The organism is Streptomyces sp. NPDC051662, from assembly GCF_040681655.1.
GTDB lineage: Bacteria > Actinomycetota > Actinomycetes > Streptomycetales > Streptomycetaceae > Streptomyces.
In genome coordinates, this window is record NZ_JBFAZD010000012.1 from 200020 (window position 1) to 221484 (window position 21465).

Below are 21465 nucleotides of genomic sequence, written 5' to 3' on the forward strand. Positions count from 1 at the left end.
ACGGCCCGGCGACGGGGGATCGCGGCGGACTGTGCGATCACTCGGACCAGAGGTTTGGTCCAAGCTGCCCAGTCCCTGCGGGTGCGGCCGGCCTGGCGGCCTGCTCGATCTTCGCGCAGTAGGCCGCACGGGCTTCCTCGTCGATCCGCTTCTCGTGTTCGGGGCGCACCCCGGTCCGGCCGTCGAGGCCCTCGCGCAGGATATCGGCGTGCCCGGCATGCCGGTTGGACTCACCGAGGACATGGGTCATGACGGCGAACAGGTTCGTGTTGGCATAGGGCTCCGGCCACCACGGCACATGGCCGGGGGCGTCGAGAGGAAGCTCGTTGATCGTCGCGTCCGAGTGTTCCCACGTGCGCCGGTAGAACTCGATGACCTGATCGCGGGTCTCGTCCTCGGCCGCCCACAGATCGCTGCCGTTGGAGTCCTGCCACCGGGACAGCGCTTCCGGGGAAGGGCGGTCGAAGACCTCGCCGAAGTACCTGGCCTCGACGGTGGCCACATGTTTGACCAGGCCGAGGAGGTTGGTCCCGGTCGCTGTCAAAGGTCGGCGGGCGTCGTATTCGGACAAGCCGTCGAGTTTCCAGAGCAGTGCCTCGCGGTCCCGCCGCAGTCTCCCGTGCAGGTTGTCCTTCGCGAATTCATCGATCATGCGGCATGAACCTTCCATGGGCTGTCCGTGGTCTCAAGATCCCGTACGTGGTCCGCAACGGCCGGCAGAGCCGAGGCTCAGGACTCCTTACACAGTGAACTACCGGGAATGACTGTCTGTCAGAGAGACGTGGGGTGGGCGTGGGGTGCGTGACGGCTCGCAGCCGACTCGACCGGGGAGGTGGGCGGGTGCCAGGTGAGAATCCAGCCGGCGGTAAGCGCCGCCGCGCCACCTGCCAGGGCGATTGCGCCGCCTGTTCCGATGCCTGCGGCCACCGAGCCGAAGCAGGCCGGCCCGACGCCCTGCAGCGTCATGTTGCCGGAGCCGAGCAGACCGAAGGCCTGGCCCTGGCCATCCCGCGGCAGGGCGTCCAGGAAGGGCCGTTGCAGGCCGAGACCGTAGGCGAATCCCAATCCGCAGAGCAGCAGCAGACAGGACGAGACGCCCACTCCGGGCTCGGCGGCGAAGCCGACCAGCGGCAGTCCCATCAGCGCGATCAACGGGACTACCAGTCGCTCCCGGGTGGGTGGTAGTAGGAGTCGGCCCACCAGCAGGTCACCGACAAGCATGCCGACCGGCAGACAGCCCATCAGCACCGCGTACCAGCCGGGCGCGAAGTGGCGTCCTCCGGCGTAGGCGACGATCAGGCCTTCCGCGCCCGCTACGAAAGCGGTCGGTAGCCACTGGGCCAGCATCAGTCGTCGCACCGTGCGTCCGCGCAGCAGCAGGCCGGCACCGTGCAGGCTTGCCCGTACGGCCCCGCCATCGCCCCCGGCACTGCCGGGTGTGCCGCCGAACTCTCCCGGCCGCAGCCGGGGTAGCCGGATGCGGATAGCGAGCGCGCAGCCGAGGTAGAGGGCGGCGCTCACCGCGAGCGCCCGGTGCGGGCCGAGTACCGCGACGGCCGCGCCTCCCAGCGCCAGTCCGAGCAATTGCGCACCGGAGGAAGCGATGTTGTTCAGTGAACGGCCCAGTACATAGGCGTCGCCCTCCAGCGACTGCGCGACCAGCCGACTCGACGCGCCGTGAAACACCGGTGTGGCGAGGGCGACCAGCGCCACGACACCGAGGCTTGCCGCGATCGGCATCCGCACCAGGGCGAGCAGCAGGGCGGCGGCGCACGTCAAGGCGTAGCCGCCGGTGATGAGCGCGCGGGGCGGCAGTCGGTCGGCCAGTGAGCCCAGCAGCAGCGAGCCGAACAGCTGCGGGATGAAGCCGATGCCGAAGGCCAGTGCGCTCAGCGGCGCGGAGCCGGTGGCCGAGAAGACCAGCACCGAGAACGTGGTGATCCGCAGCGCGTCCGCGGTGATCGCGACGGTGCGGGTCGAGAAGAGCAGCCGGAATCGTGGCTCGGCCAGCACCTCCCGGTAGGTGGCACGGTGGTTGCCCTGCGCGGGTTCGGCGGTTGGGGTCATGGCGCCCAGCCTCGCCGTGCCCCCACCCCGCCCAACAATGATTCGTCGCTCGACGAATCGGAACGGACGTCCTGCGGTAACGTCGCAGGGTGCTCCGCTTCGAAGTCTCCGTCGAGGCCCTGCTGCACAGCCGCTTCGCACTCTCCCCCGCGATGGACCTCTGCTTCCTGCTGCGCTCGCTCGCCGGCCAGGACCGGCCACTGCCGCGGGCCTGGGCCACCCGGCTCCTGCCGGCCTTCGAACGGCTTCGCCACGAGACCGAACTGAACGCCGTCCTCGCCCTGCACAGCCCCCAATCCGGACCGAACTTCGTCGCCCCGCCCCCGCGCGGCCTCAACCAGACCTGGGCAGACGACCTGGCCACGATCCGGGCCACACCGCTGGAAGCGGCCCGCCACGAATTCGCCACCAACACGACCGGGCCGTCCGCCCGCGATCCCCGCGTACGCGCGGTGCTGGACTCGACGGACGCCGTCTCCAGGATCGCCGAGGCGATGGACCAGGCGTGGCACGAACTGCTCGCCACGGACTGGCCGCAACTGCGCGCGATCTGTGAGCGCGACATCGTGCACCGGGTGGGTGTGATCGGCGAACACGGATGGGTCACGACCATCGAGAGCCTCCACCCGAGCATCGCCTGGCAAGCCGGCGGTATCGAGATCGGCCACTTCCCCCACGTCGGAACAGTCCGGCTCGCCGGCGACGGGCTCCTGCTGATCCCTTCGGTCTTCGTCGCGAATATCGCCGCCCACCTGGAAGACCCCTGGCCCAGGACCTTGATCTATCGTGCCCGCGGCACCGCCGCCCTGTGGGGCGAACAGGAGAGCGTCCCCCGACCGGACGCCCTGACCGCTCTGGTCGGCCGGTCCCGAGCCCGGCTGCTGTTGGCGCTGGACGCCCCGGCCAGTACCAGCCACCTCGCCCGAAGCCTCGCCATGACACCCGGCGCGGTAGGAGACCACCTCGCTATCCTGCGAGGCGCGGGACTGCTCGTCCGCGCCCGGTCCGGACGGTCGGTGCTCTACCGGCGCACCCCGCTCGGCGAGGCACTGGTAGGCGGTACGGGCTGAGGGATCGGATCAGCACTGCTTTTGAGGCGCCGCCGGCAGACGATTGCGCGGCCGAGGGTGAGGAAGGCCTGGTGGATGCCGACGCGGATTTCCCACCTCGGGCTGCTCTCCCACTTCGTGCGGGGCAGCGCCTCGCCTTCCCTGCTGACCCAGTGGTGGGAGGAGAACAGACCGGCCGAGGTCCTGCGTTCACGGGACCGGGAAGCCGTGCTCGAAGGCTGGCTGACCCCCTTGATGTGACTCCCACAGATGATGTGACTCCCACAGACACACGCGCGCTCATGAGTGAAGGACCGTCCACGGATGCCGGGCGGCACAACGGCGCCACCGGGAAAGCCTCCCGGTCATCTCGCCGACGCGGCCACACGGGCTTGTCAGTACAGCGGCGCGGCATCCAGCGCGTGGGCGATCATTGGCCATGCTCTCCGACAACTGGCAGCTCACCGAAGACGTCGACGAATTCCTCGCCCGGGCCGGGGACTTCCTGCGCTCGCGGCCCGGCCGGCACGTCATGACGCTGACGTGGGCCGAGAGACTGCGAACGCGAGGGGCGGCGGCGTTCGGCGCCGAAGGCCACGTCTTCGGTGTGCTGGAGCGGGCGGGCGAGGTCCACGCCGCCTTCCACCGCCTCCCACCCCGCGCTCTGTGTCTCACCCCGCTCACGTCTGAGCAGGCCGACACCCTCGCCGCCCAGCTGGTCGCCCTCGGACACTCCCTGCCCTCCGTCAGCGCGGACCACGGCAGCGCCACCGCTTTCGCCGAGGCCTGGCGGCGGCACACCGGCGCGACGCCGAAGATCCGTGACACGCGGCTCCGTCTGTACCGTCTCGGCACACTCACCCCACCGGAGCCGATGCCGGCGGGCCGGGGCCGCCTCCTGGGCGAGGAGGACCTTGAGCAAGTCATGTACTGGTGCGGCGAGTTCGCCAAGGCCGTCGGGGAAGTCGTCACCATGGACGCGCACTCCTGGGCCGGCACACGCTACGCCGACAAGCGCTACACGCTCTGGGAGACCCCGGACGGCACCCCCGTCTCCATCGCGGGCATGAACCCGATGATCGGCGGCCAGATCCAGGTGGACATCGTCTACACCCCGGCCCACCTGCGTGGTCACGGCTACGCGGGCGCCGTGACGGCGGAGGTGAGCCGGGCCGCGCTGGCCGCGGGCGCGAAGGACGTCGTGCTGTTCGCGGATCGGTCCAACCCCACGAGCAACGCCCTCTACCAGCGCCTCGGCTACCGCACACTCACCGACTGGGCCGTGTACGACTTCGTATAGGCCCACACGCTGGTGGCCCACCGCGAGAACGCGGCGGGCCACGAGCCGCCCGTCGATCAAGCCCGTCGATCAAGCCCGTCGATCAACCGCACGCCGTGGCGTCAGGAGCTCGTGAGGATGACGAGCCGCTGGGTCGCCCGGGTCATCGCGACATAGCGGTCGACCGCTCCTTCGACGCCCTCGCCGAACGCCTCCGGGTCGACCAGCACGACCAGGTCGAATTCGAGGCCCTTCGCCAGCTCCGGGGTCAGCGACCGTACGCGGGGCGTCGTCCGGAATGTGGGGTCGCCGATGACGCAGGCGATCCCGTCGGCATGTGCGGCGAGCCAGGTGTCGAGGGTCGAGCGCAGATCCGCTACGGATCCGTGGACGACGGGGACGTCGCCGCCGCGGATGGAGGTCGGCACGTTGGCGTCCGGGAGTACGGCCCGGATGACCGGCTCCGCCTCGGCCATGATCTCTCTCGGCGTCCGGTAGTTGACGCTCAGGGAGGCCAGGTTGATCCGGTCGAGCCCGACCCGCTCCAGCCGTTCCCGCCACGACTCCGTGAACCCGTGTCTGGCCTGGGCACGGTCCCCGACGATGGTGAAGCTCCGGGACGGGCAGCGGAGCAGCAGCATCTGCCACTCCGCGTCGGTCAGTTCCTGGGCCTCGTCCACGACGATATGCGCGAACGGACCGGCGAGCAGGTCCGGTTCGATACCGGGCGCCGCGGTCTCGTCGACCAGGCTGTGCCGTGCGTCCTCTCCGTGCAGCATCGTCAGCACACCTTCACCGTCGGCCTCGGCCTCGGCCTCCAGCAGCGCGTCGACGACCTTGGCCATCTGCTCGCGTTCGGCGGCGAGGGAGGCCTTGTGCCGACGCTTGCGCCGCGATGTCTCCGGGTCGCCGAGCCGCTGCCGTGCCGCGTCCAGGAACGGCAGGTCGGACACCGTCCAGGCCTGGGGGTCCGCGCGCCGCAGCCGCTGGATATCGTCGGGGCCGAGCCAGGGAGCGCACATCCGCAGATAGGCGGGTACGGACCACAGGTCTCCGACGAGGTCGGCCGCTTCGAGCAGTGGCCACGCGCGGTTGAAGGTCGTGACCAGGTCCCGGTTCCGCAGCAGCGACTTACGGAGCTGGTCGTCGGGGACATCGCCGTCGTGCTTGTCCACGAGGATCGTGAGCAGCTCCTCCCAGACCTGGTCGCGTGCCTCGTTGTGCGGAGTACCGGGTTCCGCCGCCTCGAACGCCGCGGCCCAGTCGTCGGCGCTCAGCCGGATGTCGGACCAGTGGGTCGTGATCGTCATCCCCTTGGTGGGCGGCTCCTCATAGAACCTGACGGCTGTCTCGATCGCCTTCGTCACGTTCGCGGACGACTTCAGGTGGGCCACGTTCGGGTCGGCCTCGACCGCCGCCGCGGCTCCCTCGGCGACGAGGTCCCGCAGGGTGCAGATCTGCACGCCCTCCTCTCCGAGGCTGGGGAGGACGTCGGCCACGTACCCCAGGTAGGGCTGGTGCGGACCCACGAACAGCACGCCGCCCCGGCGGTGTCCGAGGCGGGGGTCGGCGTAGAGGAGGTAGGCGGAGCGGTGCAGGGCGACGACGGTCTTCCCCGTACCCGGACCGCCGTCGACGACGAGAGCGCCGCGGGATCCCGCGCGGATGATGGCGTCCTGGTCGGCCTGGATGGTGCCGAGCACGTCCCGCATCCGGGCCGACCGGCTGCCGCCCAGGCCGGCGATGAAGGCGGACTGGTCGTCGAGCGCGGCGTGCCCGGCGAACCCGTCCGAGGTGAACACCTCGTCCCAGTAGTCACCGACCCGGCCGCGGGTCCAGCGATATCTGCGGCGGCTCGTCAGACCCATCGGGTTGGCGTGGGTGGCTCCGAAGAACGGCTCGACCGCGGGGGACCGCCAGTCGAGCAGCAGCCGACGGCCCTCGCTGTCCGTAAGGCCAAGTCGCCCCACATACACGGGTTCGGAGTCGTCCGCGCTGACCATGCGTCCGAGGCACAGATCCAGACCGAACCGGCGCAGTGCGCGCAGACGGGCGGTCAGCCGGTGAATCTCCATGTCCCGGTCCATCGCCTGCCGGCCAATGCCGCCGGGCGCCTTGCGCTCGGCGTCGAGGCGGTCGGACAGGTCGGCGATGGACTGCGCGAGGCACTCCGCGATGGCCGCGAAGTGCCGCTCGTCGCCACCGATCAGCACCGGGTCCGCCTTGGGGGCGAGACGGTCGGGCAGGTCGAACGCGCTGGTGGTCAGGGGTTTCACTGATCAGGCTCCGATCTGAGGCCGCTTGCGGGACGCGCGGGGACGTCGTCCATCGCCGGCCTGGGGACCGGCACGGCACACGACTGCGTTCCGGCCTCGGCGTTCCGGCCTCGGCGAGCGATTCTGCGGCATGACCGGGGTCTTGCCGCAAGCCCCCCGGTGCGCTATACGTTGAGAGTGGAAAGGAGCGGGTACTCCCCTTTCCCTCTCCGTTTTCCCCCTCCGTCGGCTGTGATCCGCCGACCCGTTCCGGCCGTGGCGAACATGTTCGTTAGGGTGGGTTCGTGACTCCGAGAAACCCGGCGCCCCGCAGCCGCCGCGAGCGGCCCGCCAAGCCCGCCCTCACCTATGAGGGCATCGTCGCCACCGCGGTCCGTCTGATGGAAGCCGAAGGGCTCCAGCGTGTCACCATGCGCCAGCTCGCGCAGGAACTCGATACCGGTCCCGCCTCGCTGTACGTGTACGTGGCCAACGCCGCCGAGCTGCACGCGGCGATCCTGGAGCAGCTCCTCGGCGCCGTCGATCTGTCCCCGGCCGCCGGTGAGGGCGACGGCGACTGGCGCGATCGGCTGGCGCGGCTGCTCGGCTCGTATACGCGTGTGCTGTTCGAGCACCCCGGCCTCGCCCACTCCGCGCTGGTCGCCCGCCCCTCGGGCCCCAACTATCTGGCCCTGGTCGAGGGCGTACTCTCCCTCCTGCACGAAGGCCGGGTGCCCGACGGGCAGGCCGCCTGGGGCGTCGACGTACTGCTCCAGGTAGCCACCGCCATCGCGGCCGAACAGGCCACCCGCGACCGGTCCGCCGGGGCGGAGGCCGAACACCACGCCCTCGTCGCCGCGTTGCGCGAGGCGTCCGCCGACTCCTATCCGCGTATCGCCGCGCTCGGCGGCGATCTCATCTCCGGCACCCCCGAGCAGCGTCTCGCCTGGATCTTCCACATGGTGATCAACGGCACCGTCACCACTCCACGCCCCGCGCCGTAATCGCCCCGCGCCGTAATCGCCCCGCACCGCATGTCACGTCACAGCCGGCGGTGCACGCGATGATCGAGGGGCCCGCCCGGGGCGTCGCGTACGTCACGTGCGTCACGTGCGTCACGTAGGTCGAGTACGGCCAATTCGAGCCGCTGAAGGCGGGCCGGGTCGGCGATCACCTCGTAGCCGGTGATCCTCTCGCCGTCGATCGTGAAAGTGATCGCGAGGAACAACCGGCCGCGCGGCGCCACGACGACCCCCACGGTTCCGTTCACGAGCGCCACTTCCGCGAACCGGGCCCTGCGGCCGATGACCATCGTCTCCTCCGCCACGACGCGCGACCCGCGGACCTCCGTCGCCACCGGGGCCGGGGCTCGGCCGACTCCTCGTTCCGGTGCGTCTGACCGGACCGGACAGGAACTAGCGGCGCTTGCGAGGGGCGTCGCGCCGGGAACCGAACCCCACGATGCCCACACGCTGGTTGAGGTAATCGAGGGCGACTCCCACACCACGGGTGACCCACTGCACTGCCTTCACCAGGGACTCGTCCACCGCATCCTTCTTTCCACAACGTGCGTTTCCCTCTCAGACTCAGCTACCGGCCAGTAGGTTGTCAATGTGAGATGTGAGATGTGAGATTGGCGCAGGTCAGGGCTGCGGGTTGGGCCCCGAGCCGTCTCGCACACCGGGTCATGAGATGCCGAGCACCGCCGGCAGCGGGCGGCTGTGCACGATGTCCAGGCGGGACACCGCGCGGGTGAGGGCCACATACAGCCGGTGCCGGCCCCGCGCCTCCGCCTCCGCGATGGCCACCGGCTCGACGAGTACGACATGGTCGTACTCCAGCCCCTTCGCCGCCGTCGCGGGCAGCACCGCCACCCGGGCCGCCGACGCGCCGAGTTCGTCCGGCGCCGTCGTGGCGATACCGGCGGCCGTGAGTACGGTACGGAGCCGCTCGGCCTCCGCGTCCGCCGCGATGACGCCGATGGAGCCCTCGCGGTCGAGCGCCTTCCGTACCGCTTCGGTCACCGCGCCCGCCGGATCGGCTGTCTGACGTACCGTCAATTCTCCGTCCCCGCGCAGGGAACGGGCCGGGGGTACGTCGACATCCAGTGACGCGAGCAGCCGGTTGGCGAGTTCCACGACGGCCCCCGGGACCCGGAAGCCGGTGGTCAGCGGAGTGACCGCGGCGTCCGGTCGGCCCAGATGGGCGAGGAGTTCGGGCCAGGAGCGGGCGGCCCAGGGCGTGGTGCCCTGGGCGAGATCGCCCAGCACCGTCAGCGAACCGAACTCCGCCCGGCGGGCGATCGCCCGGCACTCCATCGGGGACAGGTCCTGCGCCTCGTCGATGACGATATGGCCGTACCCCTCGGGGTGTTCGATGAGGCACGCGAGCTCATCGAGCAGCACCAGATCGGCCGCCGACCACGGCAGTCGCCCGGCCGCCCGTTGCGTGGAAGCGGACGGCGTACGGGCGGAACGCCTCGCCCATCGGATCGCCCGCCGTTCCTCGGGGGTGAGGATGCCCTCCGCCGCCGGCTCCGGATCGGTGAGCAGGGCCGCGAGCACCTCCTCGGGCCCCGCCTTGGGCCAGACCGTGTCGAGGTACGCGGTGACCGCCCGCGATCCGGCCACCCGCCGCACCCACGCCGCGGACTTCGGGCCCGCCCGCCGTTCCGCCCGGAGCTGGATCTCCCGTACCGCGCGGCTGCGGACCCGTTCCCTGCCCAGGGCGTACGGAGGCGCCTCGGCCCGTACCTCCGCGACGATCCGGGCCAGTTCGTCGAGCCCGAGGCGCCAGCGGTACGAACCGTCAGGGACGGTGAGCGGCTCGGCGGGCGCCGCGATCCGCCCGTACAGCGCCCGGCGCAGCACCTCGGCCATCCGCGCGTCATGTTTGACCACCGCCGCCGCCTCCGGGTCCTCCGCGCGCACCGGATGGCGGGCGATCTCGTCCCCGACCGTCGACTGCCGGATGCCGATCTCCCCGAGGGCGGGCAGCACTTCGGAGATATAGGAGAGGAAGGTGCGGTTGGGGCCGAGGATCAGCAGGCCGCCGCGCTGGATCCGGCGTGGATACGTGTAGAGGAGGTAGGCGGCGCGGTGCAGCCCTACGGCGGTCTTGCCGGTGCCCGGGGCGCCCTGGACGCAGACGGAGCGGGTGAGGTCGGACCGTACGAGATCGTCCTGTTCCGGCTGGATGGTGGCGGCGATGTCGCGCATCGGACCGACGCGGGGGCGTTCGATCTCGCCGGTGAGAATCGCGCTGCCGGCCGGGGGCGCCCCGTTCCCCGGACCGGACCCCTCGCCTGCCAACCGCTCGCCCGTCGACCCCTCGTACGTCAACCGCTCGCCCGCCAACCGCTCGTCCTCCAGGCTGGTCAGATCCTCCGGCGCCCCCTTGCTCCAGGGCGCCCAGCCGAACCGGCGGCGTACGGCGACGCCCTGCGGATCGCGCGCGCTCGCCCGGTAGAAGGCGCGCGAGACGGGCGCGCGCCAGTCGACGACCAGGGGCGGCGCCGAGGGGTGTTCGCTGATCCGGCGCCGGCCGATGTGGTAGCTCTGGCCGCTGTGATCGCCGCCCGGCGCCACCGCGAAGTCGAGACGGCCGAAGAAGAGGGGGCTGTCGGGCTCCAGCCGCAATTCCTTGGCGCGACTGCGCAGATGGCGGCCGAGGACCTCGGCGTCCGCGCCGGATGCGAAGGCGTTCTCGCCGGTGACGACCTGTTCGTGTGCGTCGTCCACCATGCCGGTCAGCGCGGCGCGGCAGGTCTCGTGGTAGGTCCGTTCACGATCGAGTTCGCGATCGAGTCCACGGTTGCGTTGACGGTTGCGGTCGCCGTTCATCCCACCGAGAATAACGTAACCGAGTTAAAAACATTACCCGGTCTCATAAATTTACCCGGCTCCGGCTCCGGCTCACCAGATGTTCAGCCCGGAACGCAGCTGCCCGAAGGCCAGCTCCGCTTCCTCGACGGCGTCCGGATACACCTCCTCGACGCTCTCCCCCGCCGCGATCCTCCGCCAGTTCTCCTCCGCGAGGACGCGCTGTACGGCGATGATCTGCCCCGAGCCGAGCGCGCCCTCGATCCCGTCGCCGAGAGCCCCGGCCAGCGCCGCCTCGGAGCGCCGCTGAAACCCGTACAGCCTGGCCACCAGACTCGGCGTCCCGTACAGCAGCCGGTGGTACGCCAGCACCTCGTCGGCGTCATTGAGCCCGGTCACCGGGTCGCGCCGGTCGAGTCCCGCCAGGAAGTGCAGCCGCAGGGCGTCGAGCGGACGTACGCCGTCGGGCCTGCCCGCGACCACCCGGGCCGCCTCGTCCTCGTGGTCGGCGAAGCGGTGCAGTACCAGATCCTCCTTGGTCGGGAAGTACCGGAAGAGGGTGGGCCTGGAGATCTCGGCCGCGGCGGCGACCTCCGCGACCGACACCCGGTCGAAGCCCTTCGCGAGGAAGAGCCGGATCGCGGCGTCGGAGATCTCCCGGTACCGCTGCCGCTTCTTGCGCTCACGCAGACCGAGGTCCTGATCGTTCATGAGCACGAAGCGTACGCAGCGCTTGACCTCAACCGAACTTGAAGTTCAAGACTCGTCGTGAGGAGCAACACGGGAAACAACGCGGAAAACAACGCAGAGGACAACGCGACGGCGCGTAGGCGCGGCGGAGAAGGAGTGGGGATATGCGTGCAGCTCGGGTGACGGCTTTCGGGGGTCCCGAGGTTCTGGTGACGGCCGAGGTGCCCGACCCGGTGGCGGGCCCGGGCGAGGTGGTGATCGCCGTCGCGGTGGTGGACACGGTCTTCGTACAGACGCAGGTACGGGCGGGCTGGGGGCTGGAGTACTTCCCCGTACGGCCCCCGTACATCCTGGGCGGTGGGGTCGCCGGTACGGTGCGCTCGGTCGGCGAGGGGGTGGACGCCGACTGGACCGGCCGCCGCGTCGTGGCCTCGATGGGCATCACCGGCGGCTCGGCGGAGCTGGCCGCGACCACGGTCGAGTCGCTGGTACCCGTACCGGAGGGCCTCCCGTTCGAGACGGCCGCCGCGGTGTTCCAGGACAGCGTCACCTCCCTGGCCCTCATGGACTTCACCGGGGTGAGCGCGGACGAACGCGTACTGATCACGGGCGCGTCCGGCGGCATGGGCACGCTGATGGTCCAACTCGCCAAGGCCCGGGGCGCGTACGTCGTGGGCGTCGCGCGGGGTGAGCGGAAGACCGCTCTCGTACGGGAGTTGGGCGCCGATGCCGTGATCGACGGCGCCCGCGACGACTGGCCGACGCGCGCCCGCGAGGCGCTGGGCGCGCGGGGCGCGGATGTCGTCCTGGACGGCGTGGGAGGTGAAACGGGCCTGGCGGCCTTCCCGTTGACGGCGGACGGCGGACGCTTCTCGGCGCATGGCGCACCGACGGGCGGCTTCGCCCCGGTGGACGCGCGCCACGCGGCGGACCGGAGGATCAGGCTGCTGGGCATCGCGGACGTGCAGATCCCGCAGCGGGAGAGCGTACGGCTGATGGCACAAGCCCTGACAGAAACGGCGGCGGGCCGGCTGCGACCAGTGATCGGCGGCACGTTCCCCCTGGACAGGGCGGCGGACGCGCATCGGGCGATCGAGGGCCGCGGCCTGCTGGGGAAGGTCCTGCTGACGATCTGACGGTCTGACGGCGTGACCGCCTGGCGGGCGGCGGGCTGGCGGGCTAAGGGCTCTCAACGGGCGGGCACAATCGCCTGCGGCCCCTCCGGCCCCCTCGGCTCTCCGGCCCCCTCGGCCTCCTCCGTCTCCCCCGTCTCCCCCTTCTCCCGACCCCGTCTCCGTACCAGCGCCTCGACCCCGTCCAGCACACAGTCGAGGCCGAAGGTGAACTCCGTGTCCGGGCCGTCCACGCCGTCCAGGCCACCGTCCGCCAGCAGTTCGGCGACCGCCGGGTAGCGGGCCGGATCGGCCAGTCTGCGGAGGGTCCGTTCGTAGTCGGCCATGACCTGCTGGGCCGAGGAGCCGCTTGCCTTGATGGCCGTGTCCAGGTCGGACATCAGCGTCGCCTCGTTCCGTACGAAGCCGCTGACCAGCAGGATCACCGATATTTTCGTGCCGTCGTCCAGCCCTGTGCCGGCCAGGGCGTTGAGGCCGCGCTCCCACCACGCCACCGAGTTGGGGGTCGCGGGCGGCCCCGAGATCGGGATGCGCAGCGCCCACAGGTCACGGTGGTACGCCTCGCGCTGTGTCCAGGCCCATTGGGCCAGCGCCTCCCGCCAGCCGGTGCCGGGCTCCAGCGGGGCGGGGGGCGCGCCGATGGCCGCCTCATGCATCAGGACGTACAGCTCGTCCTTGGCGGCGACATAGCGGTACAGCGACATCGTGGAGACGCCCAGTTCTTTGGCGACCCGCCCCATGGAGACCGCGCCCAGCCCTTCCGCCCGCGCGATACCGACCGCCGCGTCGACGATCCGCGCCAGGCCGATGCCGGGCTTGGGCCCCTTGGCCGGGCGTTCCCGCAGCCCCCAGGCGGCCTCGATGCTCGCGGGCAGCCCCGTACCGCCGACGGGCGACTCCGTACCGCCACCGCTATCCGTCATCGTCTCCGCCCTTCTCCGCCCACTCCCCGCTTGACGCCCATCCTAGTAATGCGTAACCCTTACACAGTAGCGCGTATGACATGCGCAGTAGATCTCCGGCAGAGCAGCGGAACAAGGGGGATGTCCATGACCTCGCACCCGGCCATCGAGGCCACCGGTCTCGAAAAGTCGTACGGAAACGGAAGCGCGCGGGTGAGAGTCCTGCGCGGGATTGATCTTCGTGTCGAACGTGGCACGGTCTTCGCGCTCCTCGGCCCCAACGGCGCGGGCAAGACAACGGCCGTACGGATTCTCACCACCCTCACCACCGCCGACAGCGGCACCGCCCGGGTCGCCGGGTACGACGTCGTCGCCGACCGGCGCCGGGTGCGCGGCGCCATCAGCCTGACCGGGCAGTTCGCCGCCGTGGACGAGAAACAGACCGGCGAGGAGAACCTCCGCATGATGGCCCGTCTCAGCGGACTCTCCAGGGCCGACGCGCGCCGCCGCGCCGCCGGGCTCCTCGACCGGTTCGGCCTCGCCGACGCGGGCGGCCGGCTCGCCGTCACCTACTCCGGCGGCATGCGGCGCCGGCTCGATCTGGCCGCCGGTCTGGTCGGCGACCCCGAGGTGGTCTTCCTGGACGAGCCGACCACCGGCCTCGACCCGCGCAGCCGCCAGGAGCTGTGGCAGGTCGTACGGGCTCTCTCCGCGCGCGGCGCCACCGTCTTCCTGACCACCCAGTACCTGGAGGAGGCCGACCAGTTGGCGGACCGCATCGCGGTGGTCGACCACGGCCTGGTGGTCGCCGAGGGTACGGCGGAGGAGCTGAAGAGCCGGGTCGCGGGCCACCGCCTCGATCTCGTACTGACCAGCCAGGAGGCCTATCTCCGCCTCGCGTCCCGGGCCGTCCACCACGCGCCCGAGAGCCTCACGCTCGGGCTGCCGACCGACGGCACCGCCGCGCGGGTGCGTGCCCTGCTGGACGAGATCGACCCGGACGGTACGGACGTGGCGCGCTTCGCGCTGCACAGCACCACGCTCGACGATGTCTTCCTCGCGCTGACGGGCGCGCCCCCGGCGACCGGCCGCCACCGGAACCCGAGCCAGAACCCGGACCAGAACCCGAACCAGAACGACAGCCAGCACCAGAACGACAGCCAGGACCACAGCCAGGACCAGGACCAGGAGCCCACCCATGTCTGACGCGCTGGCGTCCTCCCGTACCCACGCCCTCACCATGGCCGGTCGCGGCATCCGTCTCAGCAGGCGCAATATCGACGCCGTCATCACCGCGATGGCGCTGCCGATCCTGCTCATGCTGATCTTCGTCTACTTCTTCGGCGGGGCCATCGACACGGGTACGGAGTATGTGACCTACGTCGTCCCCGGCGTCCTGCTCCTCTGCGCGGGCTTCGGCTCGTCCAGCACCGCCGTGAGCGTCAGCGAGGACATGAAGGGCGGGATCATCGACCGCTTCCGCTCCCTCGACATCGGCGGCGCGCCGATCCTCGCCGGGCATGTGACGGCGAGCGTCGTCCGTAACGTCGTCTCGACGGCTCTCGTCCTCGGCGTCGCCCTCCTGATCGGCTTCCGCCCGTCGGCCACCCCCGCCGCCGCGCTCGCCGCCGCCGGCATCCTGTTCGCCTTCATCGTGGCCATCTCCTGGCTCTCGGCGGCGATCGGTCTGCTCGCCAAGTCCCCCGAGGCGGCGGGCGGGTTCACGTTCTTCATGATGTTCCTGCCCTACCCGAGCAGTGCCTTCGTCCCGATCGACACCATGCCGGACTGGCTCCACGGCTTCGCCGACCACCAGCCGGTCACCTCGGTCATCGAGTCCCTGCGCGGACTGCTGCTCGGGCTGCCGGTCGGTTCGGCGCCGTGGGTGGCGCTGGCGTGGTGCGGCGGGCTCCTGGCGCTCGCGCTCGGACTGTCGGGGGTGCTGTTCAGGGCCCGGACGGCGTGAGCACCTCGGGCGGCGGGGCCGTACGGAACCAGTTCCGGTACGCGGCCACCACCTGCCGATACGACGGCGCCCGGGCCGCCCCGGACGCCCCGGACGCGGCTCCCGCCGTCAGAAGATGTCCGGGCACCAAGGCCGCCGTGCCGTACGGAACAGCGTCTCCGCGACCGCCGCCGCCCCCGGCCGCTCCTCGGTCAGCAGACCGAGCGTCGCGAGCCGCACCGCCGACTCGTCCCCCAGATACAGAGCGCCCAGCTCCCGTACGTCCAGCGCGATGTCCGGTGACTTCGTGGTCGGCGCGCAGACCCCGCCCTCCGGCGTCCCCTCCAGCCGGAACCGCCCGCCCGCCAGACCGGCCTTGTCGTGGATCTCCAGCGTCAGCGTGGCCGGCACGGCGTACGTACGCGCCTCCAGGGCCCGAACGGTGTCGAGGATCCGCACCCACAGGAAGTCCGCCTGTGTCACGACCCGTGCCGCGCGGGGGTCGGGAAGGAACCGGGGCAGCAGATCGTCCTGGGCGCGGTACCCCGTCCTGACCGTGGTGATCCAGTCGATCGAGCAGACGAAGTACCACAGCGCGCGCTCCGCCGCCGGGGTCAGCGCGATCAGTTTCCGTACCGACGCGGTGTTCAGCGGCTGCTTGGCGTCGCCCCAGTTGTCGTCGGAGGCGTAGGTGATCAGGCCCTCGATCTCACCGGCCGGCGAGCGGTACACCGCGTTGAAGGGCTCCGTCCAGGGCAGGCCGGACGGCGCCTGACCGGTGTCGACCCCCCACCAGCGCTCGTTACGGTCGATCGCGCCGTGCTGGCGCGCCCGGAAGCGCTCATGCAGTTCGGGGCCGAGTTTCCGTACGTCCGCGAGGTCGATCAAATCGATCCTGCCGCCGTCGTCGGGCCCCGACCACCGCGGATCAAGTCCCGTACGTGCCACATCGATCGCCCACTCGGTGATCCCGGCGGCGGGGCCGAACCCGTACCGCCCGTAGATCGGATACTCGGCGGCGACCAGCGTGGCGACGGCGTCCCCGCGCTCCTTCGCCGCCGCCAGATCGGCGGCCATCATCCGGCTGAGCAGCCCGCGCCGACGGTGCGTGGGCGACACGGTCACATTGCTGACGGCGTCCGCGGGGAGCACGGCGCCGCCGACGACCGTCAGTTGCTGTGCGAAGGACCGGAAGGTGGCGACGCAGCGCCCCTCGTCGAACGCGCCGCGCGTACGGTCCGGTTGGAAGTGCGCCGTCCGCGCGGGCGCCTGTTCGTCCGAGGCGCCCGGCGCCCGCAGAAACCCGGTGTCCAGGGCGCGCAGCCAGTCGGGATACTCGGTTTCGGTGACCGTACGGACGTCGACAGGGCTCATGCTCGTCACGCTAGGCGGTCCCGGCGGCCCGCCGCATCCGGATTTCCGCCGGCTCACCAGCCCCGGAGGTCCCAGAGCTCCCGGAGGTCTCAGAGCCCCAGAGGTCCCGGCGAACCCGGAGCCCCCGGCGGTCCCAGAGGTCCCAGAGCCCCCCGGCGAACCCGGAGCCCCCGGCGATCCCAGAGCCCCCGACAGTCCCGCGCCCTCAGAACGCCGCCCGCACCGCCCCGACCTCCACACCGCCGCCCAGCAGCGGCGCCCGCCCGATCCGGCCAAGCACCTCGGCCTCCACGCCCAGCAGTTGGAGCGCCCGCTTCAGCACAGGCCCCCGCGCCCGGCCCCCGCCGTCGTCGATCTTGAAGGCCAGCGCACGGCCGTCCGGCAGCGCCACCGCCTGAACCGCCTCCGCGCCCATCTTGGCGAGCGTGCCCGGCACCTCCCTCATCAGCCAGGTGTCGGACCTGCGGGTCCCCCCGACGTACTCGGGGTGGGCGCGCATCGCGTCCGCCACCCGCCGCTCGGCCGACCCCGGCGCCGCGAGGACGAAGTGACGGAAGGCACGCGCGAGACCGGTGAGGCTGATCGCCATCAGCGGGGCGCCGCAGCCGTCCGTTCCGATCGTGGGGACCCGCTCGGCCGCCGTCTCCTCGATCACCATCCGGACGAGCTTCTGCACCGGATGCGCCGGGTCCAGATAACTCTCCGTCGGCCAGCCGTTGTGTGCGCAGGCCGCCAGCATCGCGGTGTGCTTGCCCGAACAGTTCATGACGATCCGCTCCCGCACCCCGCCGGCGGCGAGATACGCCTCCGCCTCGACCCGGTCGAGCGGCAGATCGGGCGGCGTCCGCAGATCCTCGGCCGTCAGCCCGTGTTCGGCGAGCATCGTACGGACGAGAGCGAGATGGAACCCCTCGCCCGCGTGGCTCGCCGCCGCCAGCGCCAGCCGCTCCCCGGACAGCTCCACCCCGGCCCGGAGCACGGCCGCGGCCTGCATGGGCTTGTTGCTGGAGCGGGGGAAGACCGGGGCCTCGGGGTCTCCGAGCTCCAGCTCGACCGTGCCGTCCGCCGCCAGCAGCACCAGCGTTCCCCGGTGACTGCCCTCGACGAAGCCGGAGCGTACGACTTCGGCGAGTACCGGCGGTACGGCCGACGATATGACGTGGGAGCTGGAGGACATCATCGGCCTTCCGGTACTGGGGGCACCCGCTCGCGCGGTACGGCGCGGATCCGCACGGACCCACCCGGATCCGCACGGATCCACTCTGATCAGCGGGCAGTTGGGACGGTACGGATCAACACGGAATCAACACGGAGTCAGACGGAATCACTACGTCAGCAGATCGTCCACCTGCGCTTCACCCTCACGGTACCTCCGGGCGATCTCCGCGCTGCAGTCGTCCGCCGTCCGCTGCAACTGATGGCGGCGGCGCGAGAGCTGCTGCTCGTTGCGGACCAGCCGCCCCATCGCCGTATGCAGCTCCTCGTCCGTACGGGCCGCCAGGTCGGACAGCTCCACCTCGGCGAGCGTCTCGGCGGCCAGCAGGCGGTACTCCTCGCTGCGGGGGGTGGAGAGCGTGACATGGCGGGCGGACGAGCGGTGCCGGGAAGGAGAGTCGGTCAGGATCTCCGACAGCCGGTCGACCACCCGGATCTCGGGGGCGGTACGACGGGCCAGCTCGGCCCGCAGGATGTCGATCCTGCCCTGGAGCAGCCGCCGCAGATAGCTCAGATCGGCCTCGTCCCGCTGCGAGTCACGGCGCAGCGCGCGCAGTTCCGGCAGCCGCAGCACGCCGAAGTCGTACGGCCGGGGCGCGGGCAACGTGCCCTCACCGCCGGTCCGCTGCACGGGCGGCCGGGGCCCCCCGCTCCCCTGGGCCGCCGCTCCCGGCCCCGCGGCTCCCGGGCCCGCCGCTCCCGGCCCGTGGTCCATGCCGGGACCGACGGCCGGTCCGCTGCCTGTCCCGGTGGTCGTACGGGTCGTCGGTACGGGACCGGGCGCCTGCCCGGCGCCAGATGTGCTCATCGCGCGTACTTCCCCTCGCTCCGCTGAGAGACCCCTGCCCCTATCCGCTGGGAACCCCCATCCCTCGACAGGTACGCAGAACGCACCGCCTCCGTGCATCGTGCCACTCCCACGACCGCGTATGCGGGCACTCTGCACCCGTTCGGCCCCCGATAGGTTGATCCGTATGCGAGCAGTGGTGCAGAGAGTCGACGGCGCGAGCGTCGTGGCCGAGACGGAGTCCGGGCCGGAAACAGTCGGCGAGATCATCGGTGAGGGCTTGTGTGTGCTGGTGGGAGTCACCCACGAGGACACGGTGGAGCAGGCGGAACGGCTGGCCCGCAAGCTCTGGTCGATACGGATGCTGGAGGGCGAGAAGTCCTGTTCAGAGGTGAACGCCCCGCTTCTCGTGATCTCGCAGTTCACTCTCTACGGGGACGCCCGGAAGGGCCGCCGCCCCACCTGGAACGCGGCGGCCCCCGGCTCGGTGGCCGAACCGCTGGTCGACGAGGTGGTGGCACAGCTGCGGGCGCTGGGCGCGAAGGTGGAGACGGGCCGGTTCGGAGCGGACATGCGCGTCTCGCTCACGAATCACGGCCCGTTCACGGTGCTGCTCGACATGTGAGGCGCGGTACGGGAGACGGCCCGCGGCCGTACACGCCTACGGGAGACGGCCCATGGCCCGTACACGCCTACGGGAGCCCGGCAAGATCCGAACGACGGGCCCTACGCCTCGACCACCGTCTCCTGCGCCGCCGCCGTGTCCCCCGCCAGCAGTGGCGCGTCCAGCGGCACATTGCGCTTGATCAGGGCCAGCGCGATCGGCCCCAGCTCGTGATGGCGGGCCGAGGTGGTGATGAAGCCCAGCTGACGCCCCTCGGCGCCGTCGGCGGCGAGCCGGACCGGAGTGCCGTGACCCGGCAGATGGACATCGCTGCCGTCCAGGTGCAGGAAGACCAGCCGACGCGGCGGCTTCCCCAGGTTCTGGACGCGGGCCACGGTCTCCTGGCCCCGGTAGCAGCCCTTGTCGAGATGGACCGCGGTGCCGATCAGTCCCACCTCGTGCGGGATGGTCCGGTGGTCGGTCTCGAAGCCGAGGCGCGGCCGGTGCCCCTCGATCCGCAGCGCCTCGTACGCGAGGATCCCGGCGACCGGGCCGTGCGCGGCGGCGTACGACTCCAGGTCGGCACGGGGCAGGAAGAGATCCCGGCCGTATGAGGTCTCCCGTACGGCGACGCCCTCGGGCGCCTCGGCGATGGAGCCCGCCGGCAGGTGGACGACCGCGATGTCGTCCGTACGGTCCGCGACCTCGACCCGGTAGAAGAACTTCATCGACTCCAGATAGCCGATCAGCGCTTCCCGCGTGCCGGGCTCGACATGCGCCCAGACCGTGGCGCCGTCGTCCACCAGATACAGCGCGTGCTCGATATGGCCGTGCGGGGAGAGGATCAGCGCTTCCGTGGCCCGGCCGACGGGCAGCTCGCTGACGTGCTGGGTGAGCAGCAGATGCAGCCAGCTCAGCCGGTCGTCCCCGGTGACGGTGATGACTCCGCGGTGCGAGAGATCCACCAGGCCGGTGCCATCGGCGAGTGCGCGTTGTTCGCGGAACAGATCACCGTAGTGGGCGGCGACACCTTCGTCCTGTCCTTCGGCGGCGACGGCTCCGGGCAGGGACAGCAGAGGGCTCTTCATGGTGTTCAGCCTACGACTCGCCGTTGGCGGCGCGGGCCGCGCAGTTCTGGCACCGGCCGAAGATCGCGAAGTGCTTCATGTCGGTCGTGAACCCGAAGTCCTCGCGCAGCTTGGCGGTGAACTCCGCGGCCACCTCGATATCCGCCTCGATGACATGGGTGCAGTCCCGGCAGACCAGGTGGATGTGGTGGTGCCGGTCGGCGAGGTGGTACGTGGGAGCGCCGTGCCCGAGGTGGGCGTGCGAGACGAGGCCCAGCTCCTCCAGCAGCTCCAGGGTCCGGTAGACGGTGGAGATGTTCACCCCGGAGGCGGTCCTGCGCACCTCGCAGAGGATGTCGTCGGGTGTCGCGTGCTCCAGGGAGTCGACAGCTTCGAGGACAAGCTGGCGCTGAGGGGTCAGCCGGTACCCACGCTCACGCAGGTCGCTCTTCCAGTCGGTGCTCACCACGCCCCCAGTGTAGGCAGGCGCGGCGGCGCGGGCGGCTTTCCAGGAAGAGGATCTAGAGCCTCCCGGACGCGCACAGGTCGAGCGCGGGTCTCGCGCGGGTCCTTGCGCGGGGCTTGCTCGGGGCTTGCCCGGAGGTGACGTGGGTCTTACTTGAAGAAGGCGATGCCGTCGTCCGGGAGGTCGCCGAGGTCCTTGGCCCATGCCTCGACCTGGTCCGGGGACACGACCTTCTTCAGATGCGCCGACATGTACGGGCGCAACGGGACCTCGGGGGTGGACTTCTCGCCCACCCACATCAGGTCGCCCTTCACATAGCCGTACAGCCGCTTCCCACCGCTGTAGGGCCCGGAGGCCGCCGTACGGGCCACCGCGTCGGTCACCAGGTCGATCTGCGGCTTCTGGTCGGCCAGCTCGCCGTACCAGACCTCCACGACGCCCTGGTCCCTGACCATCACGACCTCGACCTTGCGGTCCTTGTCGATCCGCCAGTACCCGGCCTCCGACTCGATCGGCCTGACCTTCTTGCCCTCGTCGTCGAGCGCCCAGGTGTGCGAGACGTACTCGACGAAGTCCCGGCCGTCGTGGCTGAAGGTGACCTCCTGGCCGAAGTTGGCCTTCTCGTCTCCCGGGAAGTCGAAGACACCGACGCCCTCCCAGTTGCCGAGGAGGAAGGCGAGGGGAACAAGGTCCGGATGCAGGTCGGACGGGATCTCGATCATGAGCAGCTCAGGCGATCTGTAGGGGTGAGGACGGGGTGACCAGCGTGCGGCGACAGGCGCGGGATGTCAGCGCTGACCCTGGTACAGCT

The 21465-nt window shown here is 71.0% G+C and carries 21 protein-coding genes; 8 read left to right on the forward strand and 13 right to left on the reverse strand.

Features of this window, described 5'->3' with window-relative positions:
• Nucleotides 1-37: 37 nt before the first annotated feature.
• Both AB0M67_RS21770 and AB0M67_RS21775 read right to left on the reverse strand, forming a co-directional pair.
• Entirely contained in the window at nt 38-652 is a 615-nt protein-coding gene (locus AB0M67_RS21770; protein WP_365747739.1) for a DinB family protein, read from the reverse strand.
• Nucleotides 653-771: 119 nt separating this feature from the next.
• Complete coding sequence (locus AB0M67_RS21775; protein WP_365747740.1) at nt 772-2067, reverse strand: MFS transporter; 1296 nt, start codon at nt 2065-2067, stop codon at nt 772-774.
• Between the two features lie 89 nt (nt 2068-2156).
• Here AB0M67_RS21775 and AB0M67_RS21780 point away from each other — a divergent pair, with 89 nt between their 5' ends.
• The 3 genes from AB0M67_RS21780 to AB0M67_RS21790 all read left to right on the forward strand — a co-directional run bounded on the left by AB0M67_RS21780 (nt 2157) and on the right by AB0M67_RS21790 (nt 4416).
• Complete coding sequence (locus AB0M67_RS21780; RefSeq protein WP_365747742.1) at nt 2157-3137, forward strand: winged helix-turn-helix domain-containing protein; 981 nt, start codon at nt 2157-2159, stop codon at nt 3135-3137.
• A gap of 75 nt (nt 3138-3212) precedes the next feature.
• Nucleotides 3213-3377, forward strand: a complete 165-nt coding sequence (locus AB0M67_RS21785; protein ID WP_365747744.1) for a hypothetical protein — start codon at nt 3213-3215, stop codon at nt 3375-3377.
• A gap of 178 nt (nt 3378-3555) precedes the next feature.
• Nucleotides 3556-4416 (forward strand): GNAT family N-acetyltransferase, encoded by an 861-nt coding sequence (locus AB0M67_RS21790; RefSeq protein ID WP_365747746.1) that lies wholly within the window; start codon nt 3556-3558, stop codon nt 4414-4416.
• Between the two features lie 101 nt (nt 4417-4517).
• Here the strand turns inward: AB0M67_RS21790 and helR are convergent, their stop codons facing one another.
• A complete protein-coding gene (gene helR, locus AB0M67_RS21795) occupies nt 4518-6671 on the reverse strand; it encodes an RNA polymerase recycling motor ATPase HelR (RefSeq protein ID WP_365747747.1) in 2154 nt (717 codons plus the stop codon).
• A gap of 284 nt (nt 6672-6955) precedes the next feature.
• On the opposite strand from helR, the gene AB0M67_RS21800 reads away from it, so the two are divergent.
• Nucleotides 6956-7654, forward strand: a complete 699-nt coding sequence (locus tag AB0M67_RS21800; protein ID WP_365747749.1) for a TetR/AcrR family transcriptional regulator — start codon at nt 6956-6958, stop codon at nt 7652-7654.
• A gap of 38 nt (nt 7655-7692) precedes the next feature.
• On the opposite strand, the gene AB0M67_RS21805 is transcribed toward AB0M67_RS21800, so the two are convergent.
• The 3 genes from AB0M67_RS21805 to AB0M67_RS21815 form a co-directional block, all read right to left on the reverse strand.
• The gene (locus AB0M67_RS21805) at nt 7693-8007 is read right to left on the reverse strand and encodes a hypothetical protein (protein WP_365747750.1); all 315 of its coding nucleotides are present in this window, start codon (nt 8005-8007) and stop codon (nt 7693-7695) included.
• A gap of 328 nt (nt 8008-8335) precedes the next feature.
• Nucleotides 8336-10492 (reverse strand): ATP-binding domain-containing protein, encoded by a 2157-nt coding sequence (locus AB0M67_RS21810; protein ID WP_365747752.1) that lies wholly within the window; start codon nt 10490-10492, stop codon nt 8336-8338.
• 72 nt (nt 10493-10564) lie between these two features.
• Entirely contained in the window at nt 10565-11182 is a 618-nt protein-coding gene (locus AB0M67_RS21815; RefSeq protein WP_365747754.1) for a TetR family transcriptional regulator, read from the reverse strand.
• 143 nt (nt 11183-11325) lie between these two features.
• Here AB0M67_RS21815 and AB0M67_RS21820 point away from each other — a divergent pair, with 143 nt between their 5' ends.
• Entirely contained in the window at nt 11326-12297 is a 972-nt protein-coding gene (locus AB0M67_RS21820; protein ID WP_365747756.1) for a zinc-binding dehydrogenase, read from the forward strand.
• Nucleotides 12298-12350: 53 nt separating this feature from the next.
• Here AB0M67_RS21820 and AB0M67_RS21825 read toward each other — a convergent pair whose 3' ends face one another.
• Nucleotides 12351-13217, reverse strand: coding sequence for a TetR/AcrR family transcriptional regulator (locus AB0M67_RS21825; RefSeq protein ID WP_365747758.1), 867 nt, complete (start codon nt 13215-13217; stop codon nt 12351-12353).
• A gap of 126 nt (nt 13218-13343) precedes the next feature.
• Between AB0M67_RS21825 and AB0M67_RS21830 the strand changes: the two genes are divergently transcribed.
• Together AB0M67_RS21830 and AB0M67_RS21835 are read left to right on the forward strand one after the other, a co-directional pair.
• Entirely contained in the window at nt 13344-14402 is a 1059-nt protein-coding gene (locus tag AB0M67_RS21830) for an ATP-binding cassette domain-containing protein (protein ID WP_365747760.1), read from the forward strand.
• Nucleotides 14395-15162, forward strand: a complete 768-nt coding sequence (locus AB0M67_RS21835; protein WP_365747762.1) for an ABC transporter permease — start codon at nt 14395-14397, stop codon at nt 15160-15162. The genes AB0M67_RS21830 and AB0M67_RS21835 overlap by 8 nt, the downstream gene beginning before the upstream one ends.
• Nucleotides 15163-15270: 108 nt before the next feature.
• On the opposite strand, the gene AB0M67_RS21840 is transcribed toward AB0M67_RS21835, so the two are convergent.
• The 3 genes from AB0M67_RS21840 to AB0M67_RS21850 all read right to left on the reverse strand — a co-directional run bounded on the left by AB0M67_RS21840 (nt 15271) and on the right by AB0M67_RS21850 (nt 18538).
• The gene (locus tag AB0M67_RS21840; protein WP_365747764.1) at nt 15271-16515 is read right to left on the reverse strand and encodes a GNAT family N-acetyltransferase; all 1245 of its coding nucleotides are present in this window, start codon (nt 16513-16515) and stop codon (nt 15271-15273) included.
• A 205-nt stretch (nt 16516-16720) separates the two neighbouring features.
• Nucleotides 16721-17695, reverse strand: a complete 975-nt coding sequence (locus tag AB0M67_RS21845; RefSeq protein WP_365747766.1) for an asparaginase — start codon at nt 17693-17695, stop codon at nt 16721-16723.
• Nucleotides 17696-17842: 147 nt separating this feature from the next.
• Nucleotides 17843-18538 (reverse strand): ABC transporter substrate-binding protein, encoded by a 696-nt coding sequence (locus AB0M67_RS21850; protein ID WP_365747768.1) that lies wholly within the window; start codon nt 18536-18538, stop codon nt 17843-17845.
• A gap of 166 nt (nt 18539-18704) precedes the next feature.
• Here AB0M67_RS21850 and dtd point away from each other — a divergent pair, with 166 nt between their 5' ends.
• On the forward strand, nt 18705-19142 hold the full coding sequence (gene dtd, locus AB0M67_RS21855; protein ID WP_365747770.1) for a D-aminoacyl-tRNA deacylase: 438 nt from the start codon (nt 18705-18707) through the stop codon (nt 19140-19142).
• 101 nt (nt 19143-19243) lie between these two features.
• Here dtd and AB0M67_RS21860 read toward each other — a convergent pair whose 3' ends face one another.
• The 3 genes from AB0M67_RS21860 to AB0M67_RS21870 form a co-directional block, all read right to left on the reverse strand.
• The gene (locus AB0M67_RS21860; RefSeq protein ID WP_365747772.1) at nt 19244-20209 is read right to left on the reverse strand and encodes a folate-binding protein; all 966 of its coding nucleotides are present in this window, start codon (nt 20207-20209) and stop codon (nt 19244-19246) included.
• 10 nt (nt 20210-20219) lie between these two features.
• Nucleotides 20220-20657 (reverse strand): transcriptional repressor, encoded by a 438-nt coding sequence (locus AB0M67_RS21865; protein WP_365747774.1) that lies wholly within the window; start codon nt 20655-20657, stop codon nt 20220-20222.
• 146 nt (nt 20658-20803) lie between these two features.
• Nucleotides 20804-21376 carry an FABP family protein gene (locus tag AB0M67_RS21870; protein WP_249952245.1) on the reverse strand — a complete coding sequence of 191 codons (573 nt, stop codon included), beginning with the start codon at nt 21374-21376 and terminating at the stop codon, nt 20804-20806.
• Between the last annotated feature and the right edge of the window lie 89 nt (nt 21377-21465).

Coding starts and splice junctions, on each gene's coding strand:
- AB0M67_RS21770 (WP_365747739.1), bottom strand. CDS start 652: ATGATCGATGAATTCGCGAAGGACAACCTGCACGGGAGACTGCGGCGG.
- AB0M67_RS21775 (WP_365747740.1), bottom strand. CDS start 2,067: ATGACCCCAACCGCCGAACCCGCGCAGGGCAACCACCGTGCCACCTAC.
- AB0M67_RS21785 (WP_365747744.1), top strand. CDS start 3,213: ATGCCGACGCGGATTTCCCACCTCGGGCTGCTCTCCCACTTCGTGCGG.
- AB0M67_RS21790 (WP_365747746.1), top strand. CDS start 3,556: ATGCTCTCCGACAACTGGCAGCTCACCGAAGACGTCGACGAATTCCTC.
- AB0M67_RS21810 (WP_365747752.1), bottom strand. CDS start 10,492: ATGAACGGCGACCGCAACCGTCAACGCAACCGTGGACTCGATCGCGAA.
- AB0M67_RS21815 (WP_365747754.1), bottom strand. CDS start 11,182: ATGAACGATCAGGACCTCGGTCTGCGTGAGCGCAAGAAGCGGCAGCGG.
- AB0M67_RS21820 (WP_365747756.1), top strand. CDS start 11,326: ATGCGTGCAGCTCGGGTGACGGCTTTCGGGGGTCCCGAGGTTCTGGTG.
- AB0M67_RS21825 (WP_365747758.1), bottom strand. CDS start 13,217: ATGACGGATAGCGGTGGCGGTACGGAGTCGCCCGTCGGCGGTACGGGG.
- AB0M67_RS21830 (WP_365747760.1), top strand. CDS start 13,344: ATGACCTCGCACCCGGCCATCGAGGCCACCGGTCTCGAAAAGTCGTAC.
- AB0M67_RS21835 (WP_365747762.1), top strand. CDS start 14,395: ATGTCTGACGCGCTGGCGTCCTCCCGTACCCACGCCCTCACCATGGCC.
- AB0M67_RS21840 (WP_365747764.1), bottom strand. CDS start 16,515: ATGAGCCCTGTCGACGTCCGTACGGTCACCGAAACCGAGTATCCCGAC.
- AB0M67_RS21845 (WP_365747766.1), bottom strand. CDS start 17,695: ATGATGTCCTCCAGCTCCCACGTCATATCGTCGGCCGTACCGCCGGTA.
- AB0M67_RS21850 (WP_365747768.1), bottom strand. CDS start 18,538: ATGAGCACATCTGGCGCCGGGCAGGCGCCCGGTCCCGTACCGACGACC.
- dtd (WP_365747770.1), top strand. CDS start 18,705: ATGCGAGCAGTGGTGCAGAGAGTCGACGGCGCGAGCGTCGTGGCCGAG.
- AB0M67_RS21860 (WP_365747772.1), bottom strand. CDS start 20,209: ATGAAGAGCCCTCTGCTGTCCCTGCCCGGAGCCGTCGCCGCCGAAGGA.
- AB0M67_RS21870 (WP_249952245.1), bottom strand. CDS start 21,376: ATGATCGAGATCCCGTCCGACCTGCATCCGGACCTTGTTCCCCTCGCC.